The organism is Streptomyces sp. SGAir0957 (assembly GCF_043523415.1).
In genome coordinates this window covers 5,820,256-5,840,891 of the sequence record NZ_CP027293.1, presented here as the reverse complement: position 1 = coordinate 5,840,891, position 20,636 = coordinate 5,820,256, and the positions used below count along the sequence as shown (strand labels likewise).

19 protein-coding genes are annotated in these 20,636 nt (G+C 72.5%); 7 read left to right on the top strand and 12 right to left on the bottom strand.

Annotated elements, in window-relative coordinates; genetic code table 11:
• The first annotated feature begins 69 nt into the window (after window positions 1-69).
• The 5 genes from C1N81_RS31215 to C1N81_RS31195 all read left to right on the top strand — a co-directional run bounded on the left by C1N81_RS31215 (window position 70) and on the right by C1N81_RS31195 (window position 5,731).
• Window positions 70-1,287, top strand: coding sequence for a prenyltransferase/squalene oxidase repeat-containing protein (locus C1N81_RS31215; protein ID WP_394434638.1), 1,218 nt, complete (start codon window positions 70-72; stop codon window positions 1,285-1,287).
• A gap of 56 nt (window positions 1,288-1,343) precedes the next feature.
• On the top strand, window positions 1,344-1,934 hold the full coding sequence (locus C1N81_RS31210) for an SCO2322 family protein (RefSeq protein WP_394438334.1): 591 nt from the start codon (window positions 1,344-1,346) through the stop codon (window positions 1,932-1,934).
• A 4-nt stretch (window positions 1,935-1,938) separates the two neighbouring features.
• Window positions 1,939-3,069 (top strand): energy-coupling factor transporter transmembrane component T, encoded by a 1,131-nt coding sequence (locus C1N81_RS31205; protein ID WP_394434636.1) that lies wholly within the window; start codon window positions 1,939-1,941, stop codon window positions 3,067-3,069.
• Entirely contained in the window at window positions 3,066-4,700 is a 1,635-nt protein-coding gene (locus C1N81_RS31200) for an ABC transporter ATP-binding protein (protein ID WP_394434634.1), read from the top strand. The genes C1N81_RS31205 and C1N81_RS31200 overlap by 4 nt, the downstream gene beginning before the upstream one ends.
• Before the next feature lie 224 nt (window positions 4,701-4,924).
• Window positions 4,925-5,731, top strand: coding sequence for an ECF transporter S component (locus C1N81_RS31195; protein ID WP_394438332.1), 807 nt, complete (start codon window positions 4,925-4,927; stop codon window positions 5,729-5,731).
• On the opposite strand, the gene C1N81_RS31190 is transcribed toward C1N81_RS31195, so the two are convergent.
• The gene (locus tag C1N81_RS31190; protein ID WP_394434632.1) at window positions 5,715-6,884 is read right to left on the bottom strand and encodes a steroid 3-ketoacyl-CoA thiolase; all 1,170 of its coding nucleotides are present in this window, start codon (window positions 6,882-6,884) and stop codon (window positions 5,715-5,717) included. The two genes, C1N81_RS31195 and C1N81_RS31190, sit on opposite strands and share 17 nt — an antisense overlap.
• Before the next feature lie 306 nt (window positions 6,885-7,190).
• On the opposite strand from C1N81_RS31190, the gene C1N81_RS31185 reads away from it, so the two are divergent.
• A complete protein-coding gene (locus C1N81_RS31185; protein WP_394434630.1) occupies window positions 7,191-8,438 on the top strand; it encodes a cytochrome P450 in 1,248 nt (415 codons plus the stop codon).
• A gap of 84 nt (window positions 8,439-8,522) precedes the next feature.
• A complete protein-coding gene (locus C1N81_RS31180) occupies window positions 8,523-10,166 on the top strand; it encodes a hypothetical protein (RefSeq protein WP_394434629.1) in 1,644 nt (547 codons plus the stop codon).
• Here C1N81_RS31180 and C1N81_RS31175 read toward each other — a convergent pair.
• The 11 genes from C1N81_RS31175 to C1N81_RS31125 all read right to left on the bottom strand — a co-directional run bounded on the left by C1N81_RS31175 (window position 10,140) and on the right by C1N81_RS31125 (window position 20,636).
• Window positions 10,140-11,369 (bottom strand): lytic transglycosylase domain-containing protein, encoded by a 1,230-nt coding sequence (locus C1N81_RS31175; RefSeq protein ID WP_394434627.1) that lies wholly within the window; start codon window positions 11,367-11,369, stop codon window positions 10,140-10,142. The two genes, C1N81_RS31180 and C1N81_RS31175, sit on opposite strands and share 27 nt — an antisense overlap.
• Before the next feature lie 34 nt (window positions 11,370-11,403).
• The gene (locus C1N81_RS31170) at window positions 11,404-12,129 is read right to left on the bottom strand and encodes a hypothetical protein (protein ID WP_394434626.1); all 726 of its coding nucleotides are present in this window, start codon (window positions 12,127-12,129) and stop codon (window positions 11,404-11,406) included.
• 17 nt (window positions 12,130-12,146) lie between these two features.
• Window positions 12,147-12,674 (bottom strand): nuclear transport factor 2 family protein, encoded by a 528-nt coding sequence (locus C1N81_RS31165; RefSeq protein ID WP_394434624.1) that lies wholly within the window; start codon window positions 12,672-12,674, stop codon window positions 12,147-12,149.
• Window positions 12,675-12,736: 62 nt separating this feature from the next.
• Window positions 12,737-13,366 carry a hypothetical protein gene (locus C1N81_RS31160; RefSeq protein ID WP_394434622.1) on the bottom strand — a complete coding sequence of 210 codons (630 nt, stop codon included), beginning with the start codon at window positions 13,364-13,366 and terminating at the stop codon, window positions 12,737-12,739.
• A complete protein-coding gene (locus C1N81_RS31155) occupies window positions 13,363-13,872 on the bottom strand; it encodes a hypothetical protein (protein WP_394434620.1) in 510 nt (169 codons plus the stop codon). Before C1N81_RS31155 ends, C1N81_RS31160 begins: the two co-directional genes overlap by 4 nt.
• Window positions 13,869-15,095, bottom strand: a complete 1,227-nt coding sequence (locus C1N81_RS31150; RefSeq protein WP_394434619.1) for an MCE family protein — start codon at window positions 15,093-15,095, stop codon at window positions 13,869-13,871. Before C1N81_RS31150 ends, C1N81_RS31155 begins: the two co-directional genes overlap by 4 nt.
• A complete protein-coding gene (locus C1N81_RS31145; RefSeq protein WP_394434617.1) occupies window positions 15,092-16,264 on the bottom strand; it encodes an MCE family protein in 1,173 nt (390 codons plus the stop codon). The genes C1N81_RS31150 and C1N81_RS31145 overlap by 4 nt, the downstream gene beginning before the upstream one ends.
• Window positions 16,264-17,265: an MCE family protein gene (locus C1N81_RS31140; RefSeq protein WP_394434615.1), complete on the bottom strand. Its 1,002-nt coding sequence runs from the start codon at window positions 17,263-17,265 to the stop codon at window positions 16,264-16,266. Before C1N81_RS31140 ends, C1N81_RS31145 begins: the two co-directional genes overlap by 1 nt.
• A gap of 1 nt (window position 17,266) precedes the next feature.
• On the bottom strand, window positions 17,267-18,331 hold the full coding sequence (locus C1N81_RS31135; protein WP_394434613.1) for an MCE family protein: 1,065 nt from the start codon (window positions 18,329-18,331) through the stop codon (window positions 17,267-17,269).
• Window positions 18,331-19,392, bottom strand: coding sequence for an MCE family protein (locus C1N81_RS31130; protein WP_394434611.1), 1,062 nt, complete (start codon window positions 19,390-19,392; stop codon window positions 18,331-18,333). The genes C1N81_RS31135 and C1N81_RS31130 overlap by 1 nt, the downstream gene beginning before the upstream one ends.
• The gene (locus C1N81_RS31125) at window positions 19,389-20,636 is read right to left on the bottom strand and encodes an MCE family protein (RefSeq protein ID WP_394434609.1); all 1,248 of its coding nucleotides are present in this window, start codon (window positions 20,634-20,636) and stop codon (window positions 19,389-19,391) included. Before C1N81_RS31125 ends, C1N81_RS31130 begins: the two co-directional genes overlap by 4 nt.

Sequence of the window (20,636 nt, the reverse complement as noted above, 5' to 3'; positions counted from 1 at the left end):
CCGGAGCCGCCCGGTGCCCGCGTGTGCCGTGCCGCCCGGTCCCCCGCAGGGAGAGGCACCCGCCCCACCATGAACATTCGCCGCAGCGCCGCGCTCGTCGCCGCGACCGTCGTGATCGGCGCCGTGAGCGCGCAGGCCGCGGCGGCGGACAGTGCCTCCCCCTCGCCGAAGGCCGTCGTCCCGTCGGGCCTGTACGGCAAGTCGGACCCCACGTACGACGGCGTGTGGCGCCAGTCGCTCGCCCTGGTCGCGCAGGACACCGTCGGCGTGAAGCCCGCGGCCAAGGCCGTCGACTGGCTGGCGGGGCAGCAGTGCGAGAACGGCGGCTGGGCCGCCTTCCGCGCGGAGCCCGGCAAGGCGTGCGACGCGAAGACGATGCTGGACAGCAACAGCACGGCCGCCGCCGTGCAGGCGCTGGCCGCGGTCGGCGGCCGGGACGGCGAGGTCTCCAAGGGCGTCGACTGGCTGAAGAAGAACCAGAACGGTGACGGCGGCTGGGGCTACAACCCGGGCGGGGACAGCGACGCCAACTCCACCTCCGTCGTCATCGGCGCGCTCGCCGCCGCCGGCGAGAAGCCCGCCGATGTGAGGTCCGAGCCCGGCAAGTCCGGTTTCGACGCCCTCGCCTCCTTCGCGCTGCCCTGCTCCGAGGGCAAGAACGGCGGCGCCCTCGCCTACCAGCCCGACAAGAAGGGCAAGCTGGCCGCGAACGCCGACGCCACCGCGGCGGGCGTCCTGGGCGCGCTCGGCACGGGCTTCGCGCCCGGCAAGGGCAAGGCCCCGGACGCGTACACGTGCGAGGACGGCAGGACGCCGGAGGCGCTCGCGCACAACGGCGCCGTCTACCTGCAGAACCAGCTCTCCACCCACCTGTACCTGAAGTCGCAGCTCGCGGGCGCCGAGGACCAGCCCGACTACGGCAACACCGCGGACGCGGTCGCCGCGGTCGCCGCCGCGGAGGGCGTCAAGTACACGAAGGACCCGTACGCCTGGCTGGAGAAGAACGCCAAGGGCTGGGCCGCGAAGTCCGGCCCGGCCGCGTACGCCCAGCTGATCTTCGCCGCGCACGCCACGGGCAACGACCCGCGCGACTTCGCGGGCACCGACCTGGTCGCCGCCCTGAACAAGACGGGCCCGGCGCCCGCCTCCGCGAAGTCCGCCGACGAGCACCAGGACGAGGACGACAAGAGCGACGGCTTCGGCACCTGGTGGATCGTCGGTGTCATGTTCGTCGCCGCCGTGGGCGCTGGCTTCCTGCTCAGCGGCCGCAAGAAGCAGCAGCTGTGAGGCGTGCACGCAGGACGGCCGCTCTCGTGCTCGGCCTGCTGGTCGCGCTCCTCGCCATGACCGCCGCCCCGGCGCAGGCCGCGGGCTACCGCTACTGGTCGTTCTGGGAGCGCGACGGCGGCACGTGGACCTACGCGTCCATGGGCCCGTCCGGCACCAGGCCCTCCGACGGCGACGTGCAGGGCTTCCGCTTCGCCGTCAGCGCGGACTCGAAGGATGCCACGCGGCCGCGCGGCACCGCCGACTTCGCGACCATCTGCGCCGACACGCGGACCAAGGCGGACACCAAGCGCATAGCCCTGGTCATCGACTTCGGCACGGCGCAGGACGCCCCGGGCGGCGAGACGCCGCCGAAGGCGCGCACGGCCTGCGCGCAGGTCGACGAGGACGCCACGTCGGCGGACGCGCTGGCCTCGGTCGCCAAGCCGCTGCGCTACGACAGCAACGCCCTGCTGTGCGCCATCTCCGGCTATCCGCGCAGCGGCTGCGGCGAGCAGGTGACGGGCCCGGACTTCTCCGCCGCCCCGTCCACGAGCCCGGCGAAGCCGTCGCACTCGGGACCGTCCGTCGGTGTCATCGCCGGGGTCGCCGTCGTCGCCGCGCTCGGCGTCGGCGCGATCTGGCAGGCCAAGCGCCGCCGCGGCTGACGCGATGACCGGCCGTACGCTGCGGGCCCCGCGGGCCCACCGTTCCAATGCCGTGCACCCGGGCGCCTGGTGGATCTGGGCGCTCGGCCTGGGCACGGCGGCGTCCCGTACGACGAACCCCCTGCTCCTCGCCCTCCTGATCGGGGTCGCGGGCTATGTGGTGGCGGCGCGGCGCACGGAGGCCCCCTGGGCTCGCTCGTACGGCGCCTTCGTGAAACTGGGTCTGGCGGTGATCGGCATCCGCCTGCTCTTCGCCACGGTCCTGGGCTCCCCCATCCCGGGCACGCACCTCCTCTTCACGCTCCCGGAGATCCCGCTCCCCGACTGGGCGCAGGGTGTACGGATCGGCGGCAAGGTCACCCTGGAGGGCCTGACCTTCGCCCTGTACGACGGCCTGAAACTGGCGACGCTCCTCATCTGCGTGGGCGCGGCGAACGCCCTGGCCTCCCCCTCCCGCCTCCTCAAGTCGCTCCCCGGCGCGCTCTACGAGGCGGGAGTGGCGGTGGTCGTCGCCATGACCTTCGCCCCGAACCTGATCGCGGACGTCCGCCGCCTGCGCGCCGCCCGCCGGCTGCGCGGCCGTCCGGACAGCGGCGTGCGGGGCCTGCTCCAGGTCGGCCTCCCGGTCCTGGAGGGCGCACTGGAGCGCTCGGTCTCCCTGGCGGCGGCGATGGACGCCCGCGGCTACGGCCGGACGGCGAAGGTCCCCGCCCCCGTCCGCCGGGCGACGGCCGCGCTCACCCTGGGCGGCCTGATCGGCGTCTGCGCGGGAACGTACGGCCTCCTCGCCGCGTCCGGCGCGGGCTACGGCCTCCCGGTCCTCCTGATCGGAACGGCGTCGGCGCTCGCGGGCCTGTGGCTGGGCGGCCGCCGCTCGGTCCGCACGCGCTACCGCCCCGACGTCTGGGGCGTGCGGGCCTGGCTGATCGCGGCGTCGGGCGCGGCGACGGCCACGCTGATGATCTGGACATCGACGACGGACCCCGCGGCGCTCCAGCCCCAGATCGTCCCCCTCACCACCCCCACCCTCCCCCTCTGGCCGGCGGCGGGCATCCTTCTGGCGCTGCTCCCCGCGTTCGTGGCCCCGGCCCCCGACCGCCCCTCCACCGACCGCCCGCCGAAGGCACAGCGATGATCCACTTCGAGAACGTCTCCGTACGCTACGACGACGCCGAGCACCCCACCCTCACGGGCATCGAACTGACCGTGCTCGAAGGCGAGTTGATGCTCCTTGCGGGCCCTTCGGGCGTGGGCAAGTCGACGCTGCTCGGGGCGGTCAGCGGACTCGTACCGCACTTCACGGGCGGCACGCTCACCGGCAGGGTCACCGTCGCGGGCCGCGACACGCGCACGCACAAGCCCCGCGAACTGGCGGACGTGGTCGGCACGGTGGGCCAGGACCCGCTCGCCCACTTCGTGACGGACACGGTCGAGGACGAGCTGGCCTACGGCATGGAGTCCCTGGGCCTCTCCCCGCCGACCATGCGGCGCCGCGTCGAGGAGACCCTGGACCTCCTGGGCCTGGCCCCGCTCCGCGACCGCCCGATCGCCACCCTCTCCGGCGGCCAGCAACAGCGCGTGGCGATCGGCTCGGTCCTGACGACGCACCCCCGGGTCCTGGTCCTGGACGAACCGACGTCGGCCCTGGACCCGGCGGCCGCGGAGGAGGTCCTGGCGGTCCTGCAACGCCTGGTGCACGACCTGGGCACGACGATCCTCATGGCGGAACACCGCCTGGAACGGGTCGTCCAGTACGCGGACCAGGTGGCCCTGCTCCCCGCCCCCGGCGCGCCCCTCCTTGTCGGTGACCCGGCGACGGTGATGGCGGAGTCGCCGGTGTACCCGCCCGTGGTGGGCCTGGGCCGCCTGGCGGGCTGGACCCCGCTGCCCCTCACGGTGAGGGACGCGCGGCGTGCGGCAGCGGACCTGCGGTCTCGCCTGGCGGAATCCGGGCCGTCTCCCGACCACCCGTCCGCCGTGGCTGGTCACGCGGTTCCCCGCGCCCCTGGCGGGGATGTTCTCGCGCACGTCAGAAGGCTGGCGGTCCGTCGGGGACGGGTGGAGGCCCTGCGCCACGTGAACATGGAGGTTGCCGGCGGCGAGATCATCGCGCTCATGGGGCGCAACGGCGCCGGAAAGTCTACCCTCCTCGCCACCCTGGTGGGGATGATCAAGCCGACGACCGGCACCGTAGAAGTGAACGGCCGGGCACCCCACGCGCTGTCCCCCCGCGAACTGATCCGCAGGGTGGGCCTTGTCCCGCAGGAGCCCCGGGATCTGCTCTGCGCGGACACGGTGGAGGCCGAGTGCGGGTCGGCGGACAAGGACGCGGCGGCGGAGCCCGGCACCTGCCGCACCCTCCTCTCGGAACTCCTGCCGGGGATCGCGGACGACACGCACCCCCGCGACCTGTCCGAGGGCCAGCGCCTGACTCTCGCCCTGGCGATCGTGCTGACGGCGGCCCCGCCCCTGCTCCTCCTGGACGAACCGACGAGGGGCCTGGACTACGCGGCGAAGGCACGCCTGGTGAGGATCCTCCGCGAGCTGGCGGCCCGGCGCCACGCGATCGTCATGGCGACCCACGACGTGGAGCTGGCGGCGGAGCTGACGGACCGGGTGGTGATCCTCGCGGACGGCGACGTCGTGGCGGACGGCCCGACCCCGGAGACGGTGACATCCTCCCCCTCGTTCGCGCCGCAGGTGGCGAAGATTCTGGCCCCGCAGGCCTGGCTGACGGTTAGCCAGGTCGAGGAGGCTTTGTCGTGACGGACGAGGAACCGGAGGCGAGGCCGCGTACGAAACGGGAGGGGACGCGTCGGGGTGCCCCCGCAGGACTCCGCTGGAATCAAGCACCGGACGACCCGCCTATGGCGTCGGGTGGCGACGTGACCGATCCGGCCGAGGAGGTACCCCGGCGCGGCCCCGCCCCCCTTCGCGAGGGACGGCGCACCAGCCCCGCCGCTCCCGACCGCCAGGCCAACCCCGTCCGCCTGGGCCCCCGCTCGATCGCCGCCCTGCTGCTGGTCAGCGCCGTGGGCGTCGTCGCCATCGGCTGGCCGCTGATCACCGGCCCCGGCTCCCAGCTGACCGCCCACGCCCAGGACGCCCCGTGGCTCTTCGCGGGTCTGCTCGTCCTCCTCGTGGCCGTGGTGGCGGCCACGATCTCCGAGTCCGGCATGGGCCCGAAGGCCGTGGCGATGCTCGGCGTCCTGGCCGCCGCGGGAGCCGCCCTGCGCCCGATCGGCGCGGGCACGGCGGGCATCGAGCCGATGTTCTTCCTGATGGTGCTGAGCGGCCGCGTCCTGGGCCCGGGGTTCGGCTTCGTGCTCGGCTCGCTCAGCATGTTCGCCTCCGCCCTCCTCACGGGCGGCGTCGGCCCCTGGATGCCGTTCCAGATGCTGTCGATGGGCTGGTTCACGATGGGCGCGGGCCTGCTCCCGGCCCCGCACACGCTGCGCGGCCGCGCCGAGCGCGCCCTGCTCGCCGCCTACGGCTTCCTCGCCGCGTTCGCCTACGGCACGCTCATGAACCTGGCCGGCTGGCCGTTCATGAACGCCCTCGCCTCCTCGGTCGCGTACCAGCCGGACGCGGCGCTCCACGAGAACCTGGCCCGCTTCCTCGCGTACTGCGCGGCGACGTCCCTCGGCTGGGACCTGGGCAGGGCCGCGCTGACCGTGGTCCTGACGCTGACGGTGGGCGGCGCGGTCCTGAAGGCGCTGCGCAGGGCGACGCGCAGGGCGGCGTTCGAGGCGCCGGTGCGCTTCGCGAGCGGCGAGGACGTCAGAGCCGCTGAATGATGGTCCCGGTGGCGAGCGCCCCGCCGGCACACATGCAGATCAGCGCGAACTCCTTGTCGCGCCGCTCCAGCTCGTGCAGGGCGGTGGTGAGGAGACGCGCCCCGCCGGCCCCCACAGGATGCCCGAGGGCGATGGCCCCGCCATTGACATTGACCTTCTCAAGATCCTGCTCGAAGACCTGCGCCCAGCTGAGCACCACGGAGGCGAACGCCTCGTTGATCTCCACCAGGTCGATGTCCTTGAGCGTCATCCCCGCTTTCCCCAGCACGGCCCGCGTCGCATCGACGGGCCCGTCCAGATGGAAGTGCGGATCGGCCCCCACGAGCGCCTGAGCCACGATCCGGGCCCGGGGCCTCAGCTTCAGAGCACGGGCCATCCGCTTGCTGGCCCACAGCATGGCGGCGGCCCCGTCGGATATCTGCGACGAGTTCCCGGCGGTGTGGACGGCGGTGGGCATGACGGGCTTGAGCCCGGCGAGCCCTTCCATGGAGGTGTCCCGTAACCCTTCGTCGCGGTCGACGAGCCGCCACATCCCCTGCCCCGCGGCCTGCTCCTCCTCGGTGGTGGGGACCTGCACGGCGAACGTCTCCCGCTTGAAGCGCTCCTCGGCCCAGGCGACGGCGGCCCGCTCCTGCGAGATGAGCCCGAGGGAGTCGACGTTCTCCCGGCTGAGCCCGCGCCGCCGCGCGATGCGTTCGGCGGCCTCGAACTGGTTGGGGAGGTCGACGTTCCACTCGTCGGGGAACGGCTTCCCGGGCCCGTGCTTGGACCCGGACCCGAGCGGCACCCGGGACATGGCCTCGACACCGCAGCTGATCCCGACGTCGATGACACCGGCGGCGATCATGTTGGCGGCCATGTGGGAGGCCTGCTGCGAGGACCCGCACTGGCAGTCGACGGTGGTGGCGGCGGTTTCGTAGGGGAGCCCCATGGTGAGCCAGGCGGTGCGGGCGGGGTTCATGGACTGCTCGCCCGCGTGGGTGACGGTGCCGCCGACGACCTGCTCGACGCAGTCCGCGGGGATGCCGGTGCGCCCGAGGAGTTCGCGGTAGGTCTCCCCGAGGAGGTACGCGGGGTGGAGGTTGGCCAGCGCGCCCCCGCGCTTGCCGATCGGCGTACGTACGGCTTCGACGATGACGGGCTCGGCTGCCATGACGGTCGTCCTTCCACGCTTCCCGGACCAGCAGGACCAGAACCGGCAGGCGCACCCCTCGCTCGCCGCACACGCACGCACGAACGCTCGCTCGCACGCACGCACGCACGCACGCGAAACTAGAACGCGTACCAGTTCTGCAAGCAGTCTCGGTGCGATTACCCGGGGTACGCAAGGGGCGTGCAAGCACCGCGCACCGAACCGACACACCCGCGACCCTTGCCACTTCTAGAACGCGTTACTACCTTTCGAGCCATACCTGACGGCCAGTCAGAACGCTGCTGCCGCAAGACTCGGGAGAGACTCATGCCGTGCCCCGCGCTGCCCGACGGGTTCGACTTCACCGACCCCGATCTGCTGCAAGCCCGCGTGCCGTACCCGGAGTTCGCCGCCCTCCGGCAGACCGAACCGGTGCGCTGGATCGAACAGGAGCCGGGGATCTCCGGCTTCGACGACGCGGGGTACTGGGCGGTCACCCGGCACGCGGACGTCAAGCACGTCTCCACCCACCCGGAACTGTTCTCCTCGAACACCAACACGGCCGTGATCCGCTTCAACTCCTCGATCCAGCGCGACCAGATCGAGGTCCAGAAGATGATCATGCTGAACATGGACCCGCCGGAGCACACCCGCGTCCGCCAGATCGTGCAGCGCGGTTTCACGCCACGCGCGATCCGCTCCCTTGAGGACGCGCTGCGCACCCGCGCCCGCGACATCGTCGCCTCGGCACGCGGCGCGGCGGGCCCGGACGGCACGTTCGACTTCGTGACGAACGTGGCGGTGGAGCTCCCGCTCCAGGCGATCGCGGAGCTCATCGGCATCGCGCAGGAGGACCGCTCCCGGGTCTTCGACTGGTCGAACAAGATGGTGGCCTACGACGACCCGGAGTACGCGATCACGGAGGAGATCGGCGCCGAGGCGGCGATGGAGATAGTCGGCTACGCGATGAACCTGGCGGCCGAACGCAAGCGGTGCCCGGCGAGGGACATCGTCAGCCGGCTGGTGGCGGCGGAGGACGAGGGCAACCTGTCGTCGGACGAGTTCGGCTTCTTCGTGATCCTGCTCGCGGTGGCGGGCAACGAGACGACGCGCAACGCGATCACCCACGGCATGCACGCGTTCCTGACCCACCCGGACCAGTGGGAGCTGTACAAGCGCGAACGCCCCTCGACGGCCGCGGAGGAGATCGTCCGCTGGGCGACCCCGGTGGTCTCCTTCCAGCGCACGGCGACGCAGGACACGGAGCTGGGCGGGCAGAAGATCGCGGCGGGCGACCGCGTCGGCCTCTTCTACTCGTCCGCCAACCACGACCCGGAGGTCTTCGAGCACCCCGACGCCTTCGACATCACCCGCGACCCCAACCCCCACCTGGGCTTCGGCGGCGGCGGCCCGCACTTCTGCCTGGGCAAGTCGCTCGCCGTCCTGGAGATCGACCTGATCTTCCACGCGATCGCCGACGCGCTGCCGGATCTGCGCCTGGCGGGCGACCCGCGCCGGCTGCGCGCGGCATGGCTGAACGGCGTGAAAGAACTGAAAGTAGCCATAACCGGCTGAACATTTCCGTTGCCATACGCGTCTTCGTCCGTGGAACATGCCCACGCCAGCTATAAGCGACGAAACGGAAACGGACGAGTACCCGTGGCCACGGTCGACCTGCCCCTCGGCGGTGCCCCCGCGCGCCGACGCCCCACCCTTGCCGCGCACCACCGTGTAGCGCTGCTCGCCACCGCCCCCACGCTGCCCCTGTACGTGGTGTGGGCGCTGTTCCTGGCGACGGGCGGCGGTGATCTGGCGGCCCAGCAGGCCTGGGCCAGGTTCGCCGCCGATCACGGCGCGTCGGCGTACAACCTGTTCTGGTACGGCGGGATGCACACCGCCAACTACTCGCTGATCTCGCCGTACCTGATGGCGGGGCTCGGGGTGCGCCCGGTGACGGTGGTGTCGGGTCTGGCGGCGGCCTGGCTCGGGGCGGTCTATGTCGCACGGTCGGGAATCAGCCGTCCGCTGGCCCCGGCGGTGCTGCTGTCGCTCGCGCTGTGGTGCAACGTGGCGTCGGGCCGTACGACGTTCGCGCTCGGCGTCGCGTTCGGTCTCGGCGCCTGTGTGGCCCTGCGCGGCAGAAGCGGGCCGTGGCGGCTGGTCACGGCGGTGGTCTGCGGGGTGCTCGCCACGATGGCGTCCCCGGTGGCGGGCCTCTTCCTGGCGGTGCTCGGCGCGGGGCATCTGGGCGCGCGGGACTGGCGCCGGGCCGCCGCCCTCCTCGTGCCGCCCGCGGCGGTGGTGGGCACGACGACGCTGCTGTTCCCGTTCAAGGGCGAGCAGCTGATGCCGCTCGACCGGATCTGGCCCCCGGTCCTGTTCTCGCTGGCGCTCCTCGTGGCGGGTCCCCGGCGCTGGCGGGTGGCGCGCTGGGCGGCGGTGACGTACGCGGTCGGCACCGTCCTCACCTACCTCGTCCCCTCCCCCATCGGCACGAACGTGGAGCGGCTCGCGGAGCTGGTCGCGCCGGCCGTCCTGCTGGCGGCGCTGCGCACCCCGAACCCGGTCCGGTGGAAGGTGGCGGTCCTGGTCGCGGGGCTCGTGCTGTCCTCGGCGTGGGTGGTGAAGAAGACGGCCGACGACCTGGAGGTGTCGACGAAGGTACCGACGTGGGCGGCCGAGACGCACGGGGTCGTCACGGAGCTGCGGCGGCTCGGCGCGGACCGCACCCGGGTCGAGGTGATACCGGCCCGCAACCACCGGGAGGCGACCCGGCTCGCCCCGTACGTGAACATGGCGCGCGGCTGGAACCGGCAGCTCGACATCGAGCGCGGGCGGCTCTTCTACGACGGCACGTTCTCGGCGGCGACGTACCGGGCGTGGCTGGACCGGTGGGCGGTCGGCTTCGTCGTGCTGCCCGAGGGCAAGCCGGACGGGTACGCCGAGCAGGAGGCGGCGTTCGTCCGGGGCGGCGCCGACTATCTGGAGCCGGTGTGGCGCGACGCGCACTGGCGGGTGTTCCGGGTGCGGGACGCGGTGCCGCTGGTGTCCGCGCCCGCGTCCGTGGTCAGCTCGGACGGGGCGCGGGTCACGGTCAGGTTCCGGGCGGCGGGCACGGCGACGCTGCGGGTCGCGTACTCGCCCTGGCTCAAGTCCGAGGGCGGCTGTCTGAAGGTGCGCAGGCAGGAGCGGGGCGAGTTCACCGAGCTGACGGCGACGGCCCCCGGCACGTACCGGATCGGCTCGCACTGGGAGTCGTCGCCGTCGCCGAGCGGGTCAGGCGGTGGGTGTGGCGCACGGTGAGGCGGAGTCCGACGGGGACGGGTCCGGGCTCTCGGGCGTCTCGGGGGTCGTGCCCGGGGTGGGCTCCTCCGACGGCGACGCGGTGTCGCTCGGGCAGGGGGTCGGGGTGCCCGGCTGCGTCGACGGGTCCTCGGTGGTCGGCCCGTCCGTCGGCTCCCCGGTGGGAGGCGTGGTCGGCGGATGGGTGGGCGGGGTGACGGAGTCCGAGGGGCCCGGGGTCGGGCTCGGAGTGCCGGACGGCTTCGGGCTCGTGGTGGGCCGGGGGCTCTTGGAGGGCTGAGGGCCGATGACGATGCCGCCGCCCTTGTGGTCCGTGCCCTCGTCCTCGTGGCCCACGGGTTTGGTGGCCGGGGTCTTCGACCCGGCGCCCGGGGTGTCCGGCACGACACCACGCCCGTCGGGCACGGAGTGCACGCCGCCGCGGTAGAACTCCAGCCAGTACAGCACCAGTTGGAGGTAGTCCCGGGAGTAGTTGTAGCTGAGGACCGCCCGCTCCAGACCGGCCGGGGTGGCGAGGTCGCGGTCGCCCGCGCAGAGGTAGCGCCCGGCGCCGAGGGCGGCGTCGAAGATGTTGTTGGGGTCGGAGCGGCCGTCGCCGTTGCCGTCGGCGCCCCAGCGGCGCCAAGTGCCGGGGAGGAACTGCATCGGCCCGACGGCCCGGTCGTAGACGGCGTCGCCGTCCCAGGCGCCGTTCTCGGTGTCGCGGATGAGGGCGAACCCGTCGCCGTTCAGGGCGGGCCCGGTGATGCGGTGGCGTGTGGTGCCGTGCGCGTCGACGTCACCGCCGCGCGCCTGCCCCGACTCGACCTTGCCGATCGCCGCCAGCAACTGCCACGGCAGGCGGCACCCCGGATCGCTGCGGGCGATCGAGGACTCGGCGCGGCGGTAGGCGGCCAGGACGGTGGCCGGGATGCCGGACTGGGCGCGCAACCGCTGCACCGGGTACGCCATGTTCGGCACCGGCGGGCTGTCCAGGGGCGGCAGCTCGGTGTGGTACGAGCCGTCGCCCTGGGAGGGGACGGTCGGCAGCGGCCCGGCGGCGTTGCCGACCGGCTCCCCGTCCAGGGCGGTCGTCGGCGCCCTCTTCCCCTGTAACTCCCGTACGACGTCGGGTGCTTGGGAGGCGGTCAGGAGCGCGGTCGCGGCGACGGCCACGGCGGTGCCGCGCAGGCGGCGGCGCATTCGTTGACGCGGGGTTCGCATGGGGCCCTTTCTGTCCGGTCGGTCCGCCGGCGGGTCAGCCGCCGCCGAAGGTGTCGATCGCGGAGACGAGCCAGCGGCCGTCCCGGCGGACGAGGTCGACGGCGAGCATCGCGCCCGCGTAGTTGGCGGCTTCCTGTGCCTTCGCGGCGGTGCTGGTGCTGCTCTGGTCGGCGAAGACCAGGACGCGGGCGCGGTCGCCGTCGATGCGCTCGACCGCGCTGTCGGTGACGGTCGTCGTGACGACCGTCTTCTGCTTCGCCGCCTGGGCGAGCACGGGCGCGAGGAGCGTCCGGTGCTGGCCGACGGCCTTGCCGGTCAGGTAGGTGGCGGCGGCCTTGCGCTCGGCCCCGGGGTTCGCGTGGTCGTAGGAGAAGAGGGCGTTCACGGCCTTCGCGGCCTGCCCCTTGACCTCGCTGGTGCGGGCGGCGTCGGTGAGCGCGGTGTTGCTCGTGGCCGCGTCGTCCCGCAGGCTCCGCGTCTCGGCGTAGGCCCAGCCGGCGAAGGCGCCGAGGAGAAGGGTGAGGAGACAGAGGGCGACGAGGAGGGGGCGGCCGGTGCGTGCCGGGGCCTCGGGCGCGTCCTGCCCGGCGACCGGGACGGGGCGGGGCCGGGCCCGGAGCTCCGGCGCGGGCGGCTCCGCGGTCCTGGTCTCCTCCTCGCTCGCCTCGTCTGCGACGGAGGCGGGCGGGACCGGGGTCGCAGCGGGTCTCGCCGCCAGCCGGCGCTGGCGGTTGAGGTGGTGGCGGGTCGTCGTCGACATCCCTCGGTCCTTTCCGGTCAGTCGGTGGTCGCGGTGGAGCCGACCGGGGCCTGGCCGAGGGCGCTGAGCTTCCAGTGGCCGTCGGTGCGCGTGAGTTCGCCGAGCATCCGGCTGTCCTTGTCGGTGGCCTTCTGGCCCGACGCCCGTACGGTGACGCGGAGCGCGACCATCACGCGGGCGCGGCCCGCGCGTTCGTCGAGCTCGGTGACCGCGCCGGACAGCACCTTCGCCGTGCTGACCGTCTTCGCGCCCCGCACCTGCTCGGTGAACGCCGCCCGGCCCTTGACCAGCTGGCTGTGCAGGTCACCGGTGGTGGAGGTCTCCCAGAGGTCGAGCCCCGGCTCAAGGTCGCGGTGATCGAGGGTGTTGAGGTTCTGCACGGCCTGCTCACCGGCCTCCAGGGCGTCGTCGCGGGCGGCGGCGTAGCTCGCGGTGTCGTCGTGGGCGGCCCCGTACCAGGACCAGCCGGCCCACGCGGCGACACCGGCCGCGAGGAGGGCGAGGGCCAGCGCGGCGACGGTCAGCGGCTGGGTGAGCCGGTGCATGGACGCCCCTTTCGTTCAGTGCGGTGCTTCATCGGGTGCGGTGCTTCATCGGGTGCGGTGCTTCAACGGGCCTTGAGGTCGACGATCTGCCAGACGTCGTCGTGGAGCCGGGCGGTGACGGACAACTGCGCGGCGGACGTGGTCGGCTTCTTGCCGCCGCGCCGGGCGGTCTGGTCGAGGAAGACGAGCAGGTGCGCGGTGTCGCCCTGGAGACTGACGGTGCCGACCCGCACGGTCTGCGTGGTGAGGGTGACGTGCTGCCCGCGCGCGTTCGCCCGGACCTGCTCGAAGAGCGCGGTGTACTGGCGCGCGGCCTTCCCGGACAGAACGGTGCGGGCCGACCGTTCGGTGGCGTCGGTACCGTCCGGCGTGTACGAGAACACCTTGGCGAGAGCACTGCTCACGTCACCGTTGAGCCGGGTGGTGGCCTCGACATCGGTCAGGGCGGAGTTCCGCGCGGCGGCGGTGTCCCGCAGTTGCTGGCCCTGATAGAAGAGCCCGCCCCCGGCAAGAGCCACGAGAACGGCCCCACCGATGACCCCACCGACCACCCACCGCTGCCGCCGGACGCGGGACGGATCCGCAGCCTCCTTCACCTCTGTGTCCGTGTCCCGGGCGGTGTCCGTGTCCGGGGCCGCGTCTCCGGGCGACGTCGGCTCCGGTTCGGTCCTGGTGTCCGTCTCGCTGGTCATCCGGACACCTCCGCCACCGGTACCGCGCTGAGCGCCTTCACTTTCCAGGTGTCGCCGGAGGCTTTCGTCAGGGTGGCCTCCAGGCGTTTGCGGTCCGTCGTGGGGGACTCGGCGTTCTTCGGGGTCGTCTCGACGCGGACCGTCGCGATGAGCTTGGCCGTGCCCGCCCGGTCGTCGAGGGCGGTGAGCGCCGCGTCGGTGACGACGCCGCGTGTGGACGCCCCGACGGACGGGGCTGCCGCGCGGCCGAGTTCGGCGCGCAGGGGGCCGGAACTGACCGACCTCCAGGCGGCCACGTCGGCCTTCGCGCGGGCCGCCGTCGACGCGTCCAGGGTGGTCAGCGTCGCGACGGCCGCGCGCCCGTCGGCGAGCGCGGCGTCCCGCGCCCGCCCGTAGGCGAGGTCGTCGTCCCCGCGCGCCTGCGCGTACGACCAGGCGCCCGCGCCGCCGAGAGCGACGGCGACGGCGACGGCGAGCCCCACCCCCGCGAGGGCCCGCCGCGTCATGAGGTGCTCCCGAGTCCCAGGAGGTCCCCCATGCCGGAGGACGAGGACGACGCCCCGGACTCCGCGACCGAGGGCAGCGAGAGCGCGCCCGGCCGCGCCGGTTCGGGGACCGCGCCGCTGCCCGGCGCGTGCGCGGAGCCGCGTACGTTGATCCCGCTGGACGCGGGCGCCGTGCAGCGCGCCCCGGTGTTGAGGGCGGGCGCGGGGCTCAGGTCCGTACCGAGGCGGTACCGCGTGCCGGAGTAGCCCGCCGTGCAGGGCAGGGGCTTGAAGAAGGTGACCGCCATACCGAGGTTGATCTTCTTTCCGTCGATGGCCGTGGCGCCCGCCGCGACGGCCTGGGGGAGCTTGACGAGGAGTTCCTCGGTGCCGCGCTGCCGGGTGACGGCGACCTCGGAGGTGGTGAGGAGGTTGGCGAGGACGACGCCGAGTTCGGGGTTCATGTCGCGCAGGACGCCGCTGAGCTGGGTGGCGGCGTCGGGCGCGGCCATGATGAGACGCCGCAGGTCGCTGTCGGAGGACTTGAGCGTCGCCGCGAGGTCCTTGGCGCCGGAGGCGAAGCCCTTGATGGCCGCGCTCTCCTCGGCCTGGGTGCGCAGGACGATCTGCCCGTCGTTGATGAGCCGTGTGGTCTCGGGCAGGGCCCGGTCGGCGGCCTGGACGAACTGGGTGCCGTTGTCCAGGAGGAGCTGGAGGTCCTCGCCGCGCCCTTCGAAGGCTTTGCCGAACTCGTCGACGACCGTGCGCAGCGAGTCGAGCGGCACGGAGGTCGTGAGGTCGTCGACGCTCGCGAGGACGTCGGTGACGGGCCGCGGCACGCTGGCCGCGGTGACGTCGATGCGGGCGCCGTCGTCGAGGTAGGGGCCTTCGTCGCGGTCGGGGCGCAGGTCGATGTACTGCTCGCCGACGGCCGAGAGGCTGGCGACGACGGCCTTGGCGTCGTCGGGGATGCGCGGCGCGGAGTTCTTGATGCGCAGGGACGCCTCGACCCCGTCGGGGGTGAGGTCGAGGTCTCCTACGCGGCCGACGGAGACTCCGCGGTATGTGACGTCCGAGTGGGTGAAGAGGCCGCCCGTACGCGGGAGTTGGACCTTCACCGTGTAGTAGTCGGCCGCGCCCACGAACCGGCCGAGGTCCGCGTACCGGATGCCGAGGAACGCGAGCACGACGACGGCGATGATCAGGAACGCGAGGTTCTTGAGCCGCACGGCGAGAGTGATCATCGCGCACCCCCGCTCGACGGCAGGGGCAGCGGCGACGTGCCCTTCGTGGACCCGGGCCCGGCCCCCTTCCGCAGCGTCGTCCCCTCCTCCTGCGCGGTCGGCGCCGGTGTCGGCGAGGGCGTCCCGGTGGATTCGGTGAGCGGCGGGATCAGCGTCGTCCCCTTCTCGGCGGTGAGGTCGAGGTAGGTGTTGAGGTAGTCGCCCTTGACGCCGCGCAGCACCTCGTCGGTGAACGGGTAGGTGAGCAGTACCTGGAGCGAGTCGGGGAGGTCCTTGCCGGAGTCGGCGAGCGCCTTGACGGTCGGGGCGATGGCCTTGAGGTCGGCGACCATGTCGGCCTGCCCGGTGTCGATGGTCTCGACGGCGACGCCCTTGAGCCGGTCGAGGGAGCGCAGCATCGTCATGAGCGAGCCGCGCTGCTTCTCCAGGGTCTTGAGGCCGGGCGAGAGGTCGGTGAGCACGGTCCCGACGTCCTCCTTGCGGTGCGCGAGCGTGGCCGACAGGCGGTTGACGCCGTCGAGTGCGGCGGTGATGTCGCCGCGGTGGTCGTCGAGGTCGGTGACGAGGGTGTTGACCCGGCGCAGGGTGGAGCGGACCTGGCTCTCGCGGCCGCCGAGGGCGGAGTTGAGTTCGCTGGTGATGGTCTTGAGCTGGTTGACGCCGCCGCCGTTGAGGAGGAGGGAGAGGGCGCCGAAGACCTCTTCGACCTCGGAGTTGCGGCCGGTGCGCGAGATCGGGATGCGGTCCCCGGCGGCGAGGGCGCCGGTGCCGTCCTTGGGTGCGACGAGCTGGACGTACTTCTCGCCGAGGAGGCTGGACTGTTCGAGCCGTGCGCTGGTTCCGGCGGGCAGTTTGACGTCACCGTTGACCTTCATGGTGACGCGGGCGGCCCATTGGCCGCCGCCGGCGAGCCGGATGTCGGTGACGCGGCCGACGGCGACGTCGTTGACCTTCACCGCGGACTGCGGGACGAGGCTGAGCACGTCCTTCATGTCGGCGGTGATCGTGTACGGGTGGGCGCCGAGGTCGGCGCCGCCGGGCAGCGGCAGGTCCTCGACGCCGCCGAAGGACGGGGTCGGCACGGTGACGACGCCGATGGTCCACAGGAAGGCCGTCGTGACGGTGACGGCGGCGACGGCGGCGGCGCCGACCCGGGCTCCGGTGCGCATCACTGATCACCGCCGACCGCGGGCAGCGGGAGGAGCGGGCCGCCCATGCTGATCTCGTTGAGGTTGGCGCGGCCCGCGATCATGCGGGTCTTCGGGTCGTAGGCGTTGATGAGGTTGCCCGCGGCGAGCGGCGCCGTGTCCAGCGCCTCGGCCAGGGAGGCGCGTTGGTCGACGAGGGTCTGGGTGAGCGGCACGAGCCGTTCGACGTTGGCCTTCAGTTCGCCGCGGTTGTCTGCGATGAACGTCTTGACCTGTCCGAGGGCGGCGCCGAGCTGTTTGAGGGCGCCCGCGAGGTCGTCCTTGTTGTCGGCGAAGTAGCTGGTGACGTCGTCGAGGTTCTCCTGCGCGGTGCGCACGCCGCCGTCCTTCTCCTTGAGCATCGTGGTGAAGGTCTGGAGCTGGGAGAGGGTGGTGAACAGGTCGTCGCTGCTGCCGTTGAGCGTCTTGGCGGCTTTGCCGAACTGCTCGATGCTGTCGCCCATCGCGGTCCCGTTGCCCTTGAGGTTCTTCGCGCCGGTGTCGAGCAGTCCGGACAGGGCGCCCTCGGCGTTGGCGCCGCCGGGCCCGAGCGCCTTGCTCAGTTCGGTGACGCTGTCGTAGAGCTGGTCGATCTCGACGGGGGTGCGGTTGCGGGACGCTTCCAGCTCGGCCCCGTCCTTGAGCGTGGGGCCGCTGGTGTAGGCGGGCGTGAGCTGTACGTACCGGTCGGCGACGACACTGGGGGCGACGGCGACCGCGCGGGCGCCGGCCGGGACCTTCACCCCGTCGTCGATGCCGAGGGTGACCTTCACGCGGGTGCCCTCGGGCCGCACCGACTCGACCTTGCCGACCCGGACCCCGAGGACGCGTAGGTCGGATCCTTCGTAGATGCCGACGGCCCGGTCGAAGTACGCGGTGACGCGCGTGCCCTCGGAGCCCGCGGCGCGGACGCCGACGATCCCGGCGGCGATCAGCAGGGCCAGCGCGACCCCGCCGACTAGGAGTTTCCTGCGCACGGTCATGTCATCCACCGGCCTTCACGTCGTACGTCCCGTTCTTCGGTGGCATGCAGGAGGTCTTGGGCAGCGAGGACGCGGGCAGGTAGTTCCGGGGCACGACACCGCACAGGTAGCTGTCGAACCAGCGGCCGTTGCCGAGGGAGTTGCCGACGAGCCGGTAGTAGGGGCCGACGAGCGCGAGGGTCTTGTCGAGCTTGCCCTGGTTCTTCTCCAGGACGTCGGTGACCCGGCCGAGCGCCTGGAGCGTCGGCTTCAGCTGCTTCTCGTTGTCGTCGACGAGCCCGCCCAGCTCACGGCCGAGCGCCTCACTGCCGCTGAGCAGCGCCTTGATGGCGGCGCGCCGCTGCTTCAGCTCGCCGAGGAGCGAGCCGCCGTCGTCGATGAGCGTCTCGAAGCTGGACTGCTTCGTCTGGAGCGTCTTGGTCAGCTTCTTGCTGCCCGCGAGGAGCTGCGCGAGTTCGGTGTCGCGCGAGGACACGGTCTTGGAGAGGGCGGAGAGCCCCTTCACGGCCGCCCGCACGTCCGGCGGCGAGTCCTTGAACGTCTCGGAGATCGTCTCGAAGCTCGTAGCGAGCTGCTTGGTGTCGATCTGGTCGATGGTGCCGCTGAGATCCTGGAACGCCTCGGTCACGTCGTACGGGGAGGTCGTGCGGGAGGCCGGGATGCGGGCGCCCGGGTCCTGCCGCTCACCTCCCACCGGGTCGAGGGCGACGTACTTCTCGCCGAGCAGCGTCTTGATGGCGATGGCGGCGGTGGTGCGGTCGCCGATCCAGGTGGAGTCGTCCTCGATGTCGAAGGAGACCTTGACCTTGTTGCCGTCGAGGCTCACTCCGGTGACCTCGCCGACCTTGACGCCCGCGATCCGCACCTCGTCGCCGTCGCCGAGCCCGGCGGCCTCGGTGAAGTCGGCGGTGTACCCGGTGCCGCCGCCGATGACGGGCAGGCTGGTCGCGTTGACCGCGGCGAGCCCGAGCAGCGCGAGCACCACGAGGCCGGCGACGGCGACGGCGACGGGGTTGCGCTCCTTGACCGGCTTGAGCCGCGGCCTTCTCAGCGCCTTGGTCGGCATCACTGGCACCTCGCTTCGGTGACGGCGATGCCGGTCGGCGGCTTCGACCCGTCGGACATCTTCAGACCGCCGACCTTCGCCTCGCACAGGTAGAGGTTGAACCAGGAGCCGTACGAGGAGAGCCGGGACAGGGCGGTCAGCTTGGCGGGGGTCTTGTCGAGGAAGTTCTCGATCTGCGGGATGCCGTCGCCGAGGGAGTCCGACAGGCGGCCGAGCTGGTGGATGTCGTCCTTCAGCGGCTTGCGAGCGTCCTGCAGGAACCCGGCGGTGACGGTGGTGAGGTCCCCCATCGCCTCGACGGCGTCGCCGAGCGGCTTGCGGTCCTCGTCGAACCCGGAGACGAGCTCCTGGAGGGTGGTGACGAGATCGTCGAACTGCGCCTCCCGGTCGTTGATGGTGGTCAGCACGTCCGTGAGGTTCCCGACGACCTCGCCGATCACCTGGTCCTTGGCGGCGACGGTCGACGACAGCGAGCCGACGTGCTCGATGAGGCTGTCGACGGTGCCGCCCTCGCCCTGGAGGACCTTGACGATGGACGTGGCGAGATCGTTGACGTCGTGCGGCGACAGGCCCTCGAAGAGCGGCTTGAAGCCGTTGAAGAGGAGGGTCAGGTCGAGCGCGGGCGCGGTCCGGTCGAGCGGGATGGTGTCCCCGGACTGCAGGTCTCCCGTCCCCTCCCCCGTGCCGCGCTCCAGGGACACGTACCGCTGCCCGACCATGTTGAGGTACTTCACGGCGGCCGTCGTCGTGCTCGGCAGGTGGCGGTCGTCGGCGACGGTGAAGGTGACCTGGGCGGTGCGCCGGTCGACGACGCGGACGTCCGTCACCTCGCCGACCTTGACCCCGGCGATCCGGACGCCGTCCCCGTCGATGAGCCCGGTGACATCGGTGAACAGGGCTTTGTACGAGCGCGTGTCGGTCCCGACGCCCGTGTTGGCGATACTCAGGCCGAGCACGGTGGTGGTCAGCGCGGTGACGACGACGAAGATCAGCGACTTGACGAGCGGCCCGGCGAGCGAGCGCCGCTTGACATGCGCGAACTGCGGCTCCGGTGCGGTCACTTGAGCTTCACCTCCGTCCCCCGGTACAGCGGCCCGACGAGCGTGCTCGACCAGTCGGGCAGGTCGTCGGGCGCCGCCTTGGCGGAGGGCGCGATCAGCTCGTTCACCAGGTCGTTCTCCTGCGGCGAGTTGGCCGGGCCGAGGTCCTGCGCGGCGGAGGCGGGGGTGGCGGCGGCCTTGGCCGCGGTGCCGCTCGCCGCGCCCAGGTACGGCACCGAGTAGCAGTGCGGCCCGCCGCCGGACCCGTACGACGGGGTGTCGCGCCCGGCGGTGTAGGCGCCCTTCGACGGCACGGTGGTCACCTGCACGTGCAGCCCCGGCTGGTCGGTGCCCTTGCCGAGGACCTTGTCCATGCGCGGCACGAACTCGGTGAGCGCGCGCAGGGTGCACGGGAAGGAGGACGCGTATGTGGCGAGGAGCTGGAGGGTGGGCCGTGAGGTGGCGGAGAGCCGGATGATGTTGTCCTGGTTGGCCCGCAGGAAGGCGTCGAGGTCCTCGGCGGCGCGGGTGGTGGAGCCGTAGGCGCCGGCCAGGTCCCCCTCCTTCTCGGCGATCGTGGCGCTGGTGGTCGTGAGGTCGGTGAGCGCGTCGATGATGCCGGGCGCGGCGTCGGCGTACACGTGCGAGACCTCGACGAGCTGCTTCAGGTCCTCGTTGAGGGCGGGCAGCTGCGGATTGAACTTCCGCAGATGGGCGTCGAGCGTGGTGAGCGTGGAACCCAGCTCGCTGCCGCGCCCTTCGAGCGCCTGCGAGACGGCCGACAGCGTGGACGACAGCTTCTGCGGCTGCACGGCGGTCAGCATCGGCAGCACGTCGTCGAGGACCTGCTGCAGTTCGACGGCGTTGGCGGACCGGTCCTGCGGGATGGTCGCCCCGGCCGCGAGCGTCCGCGCACTGGGCCGGCTCGGCGGTACGAGGGCGACGTACCGCTCGCCGAAGAGGGTGGTCGGCAGCATCTGCGCGCGGACGTCGTCCGGGACGCTGTCGAGGGCGCCGGGCTTCAGCGCGAGGGTGAGCCGGGCCCCGGTGGGCGTGGCGTCGATGTCCCGGACCTCGCCGACGACGACACCGCGCAGCTTCACCTCGGCGCCGAGGTGCATCTCGTTGCCGACGGTGCCGGTCTCGACGACGACATCGTCGGAGTCGACGAAGTCCTTGTTGTAGACGGCGACGGCGAGCCAGATGAGGAGCGCGGGCACGACGAGGAAGACGAGCCCGGCGAATCTGCGGCGAAGGGTCTCCAT

Excerpts from the sequence above, each read along its gene's own strand:
- C1N81_RS31190 (WP_394434632.1), bottom strand. The coding sequence starts at position 6,884 with ATGGCAGCCGAGCCCGTCATCGTCGAAGCCGTACGTACGCCGATCGGC.
- C1N81_RS31170 (WP_394434626.1), bottom strand. The coding sequence starts at position 12,129 with ATGTCGACGACGACCCGCCACCACCTCAACCGCCAGCGCCGGCTGGCG.
- C1N81_RS31155 (WP_394434620.1), bottom strand. The coding sequence starts at position 13,872 with ATGACGCGGCGGGCCCTCGCGGGGGTGGGGCTCGCCGTCGCCGTCGCC.
- C1N81_RS31175 (WP_394434627.1), bottom strand. The coding sequence starts at position 11,369 with ATGCGAACCCCGCGTCAACGAATGCGCCGCCGCCTGCGCGGCACCGCC.
- C1N81_RS31140 (WP_394434615.1), bottom strand. The coding sequence starts at position 17,265 with ATGACCGTGCGCAGGAAACTCCTAGTCGGCGGGGTCGCGCTGGCCCTG.
- C1N81_RS31210 (WP_394438334.1), top strand. The coding sequence starts at position 1,344 with ATGACCGCCGCCCCGGCGCAGGCCGCGGGCTACCGCTACTGGTCGTTC.
- C1N81_RS31200 (WP_394434634.1), top strand. The coding sequence starts at position 3,066 with ATGATCCACTTCGAGAACGTCTCCGTACGCTACGACGACGCCGAGCAC.
- C1N81_RS31160 (WP_394434622.1), bottom strand. The coding sequence starts at position 13,366 with ATGACCAGCGAGACGGACACCAGGACCGAACCGGAGCCGACGTCGCCC.
- C1N81_RS31125 (WP_394434609.1), bottom strand. The coding sequence starts at position 20,636 with ATGGAGACCCTTCGCCGCAGATTCGCCGGGCTCGTCTTCCTCGTCGTG.
- C1N81_RS31185 (WP_394434630.1), top strand. The coding sequence starts at position 7,191 with ATGCCGTGCCCCGCGCTGCCCGACGGGTTCGACTTCACCGACCCCGAT.
- C1N81_RS31205 (WP_394434636.1), top strand. The coding sequence starts at position 1,939 with ATGACCGGCCGTACGCTGCGGGCCCCGCGGGCCCACCGTTCCAATGCC.
- C1N81_RS31145 (WP_394434617.1), bottom strand. The coding sequence starts at position 16,264 with ATGCGCACCGGAGCCCGGGTCGGCGCCGCCGCCGTCGCCGCCGTCACC.
- C1N81_RS31135 (WP_394434613.1), bottom strand. The coding sequence starts at position 18,331 with ATGCCGACCAAGGCGCTGAGAAGGCCGCGGCTCAAGCCGGTCAAGGAG.
- C1N81_RS31150 (WP_394434619.1), bottom strand. The coding sequence starts at position 15,095 with ATGATCACTCTCGCCGTGCGGCTCAAGAACCTCGCGTTCCTGATCATC.
- C1N81_RS31215 (WP_394434638.1), top strand. The coding sequence starts at position 70 with ATGAACATTCGCCGCAGCGCCGCGCTCGTCGCCGCGACCGTCGTGATC.
- C1N81_RS31165 (WP_394434624.1), bottom strand. The coding sequence starts at position 12,674 with ATGCACCGGCTCACCCAGCCGCTGACCGTCGCCGCGCTGGCCCTCGCC.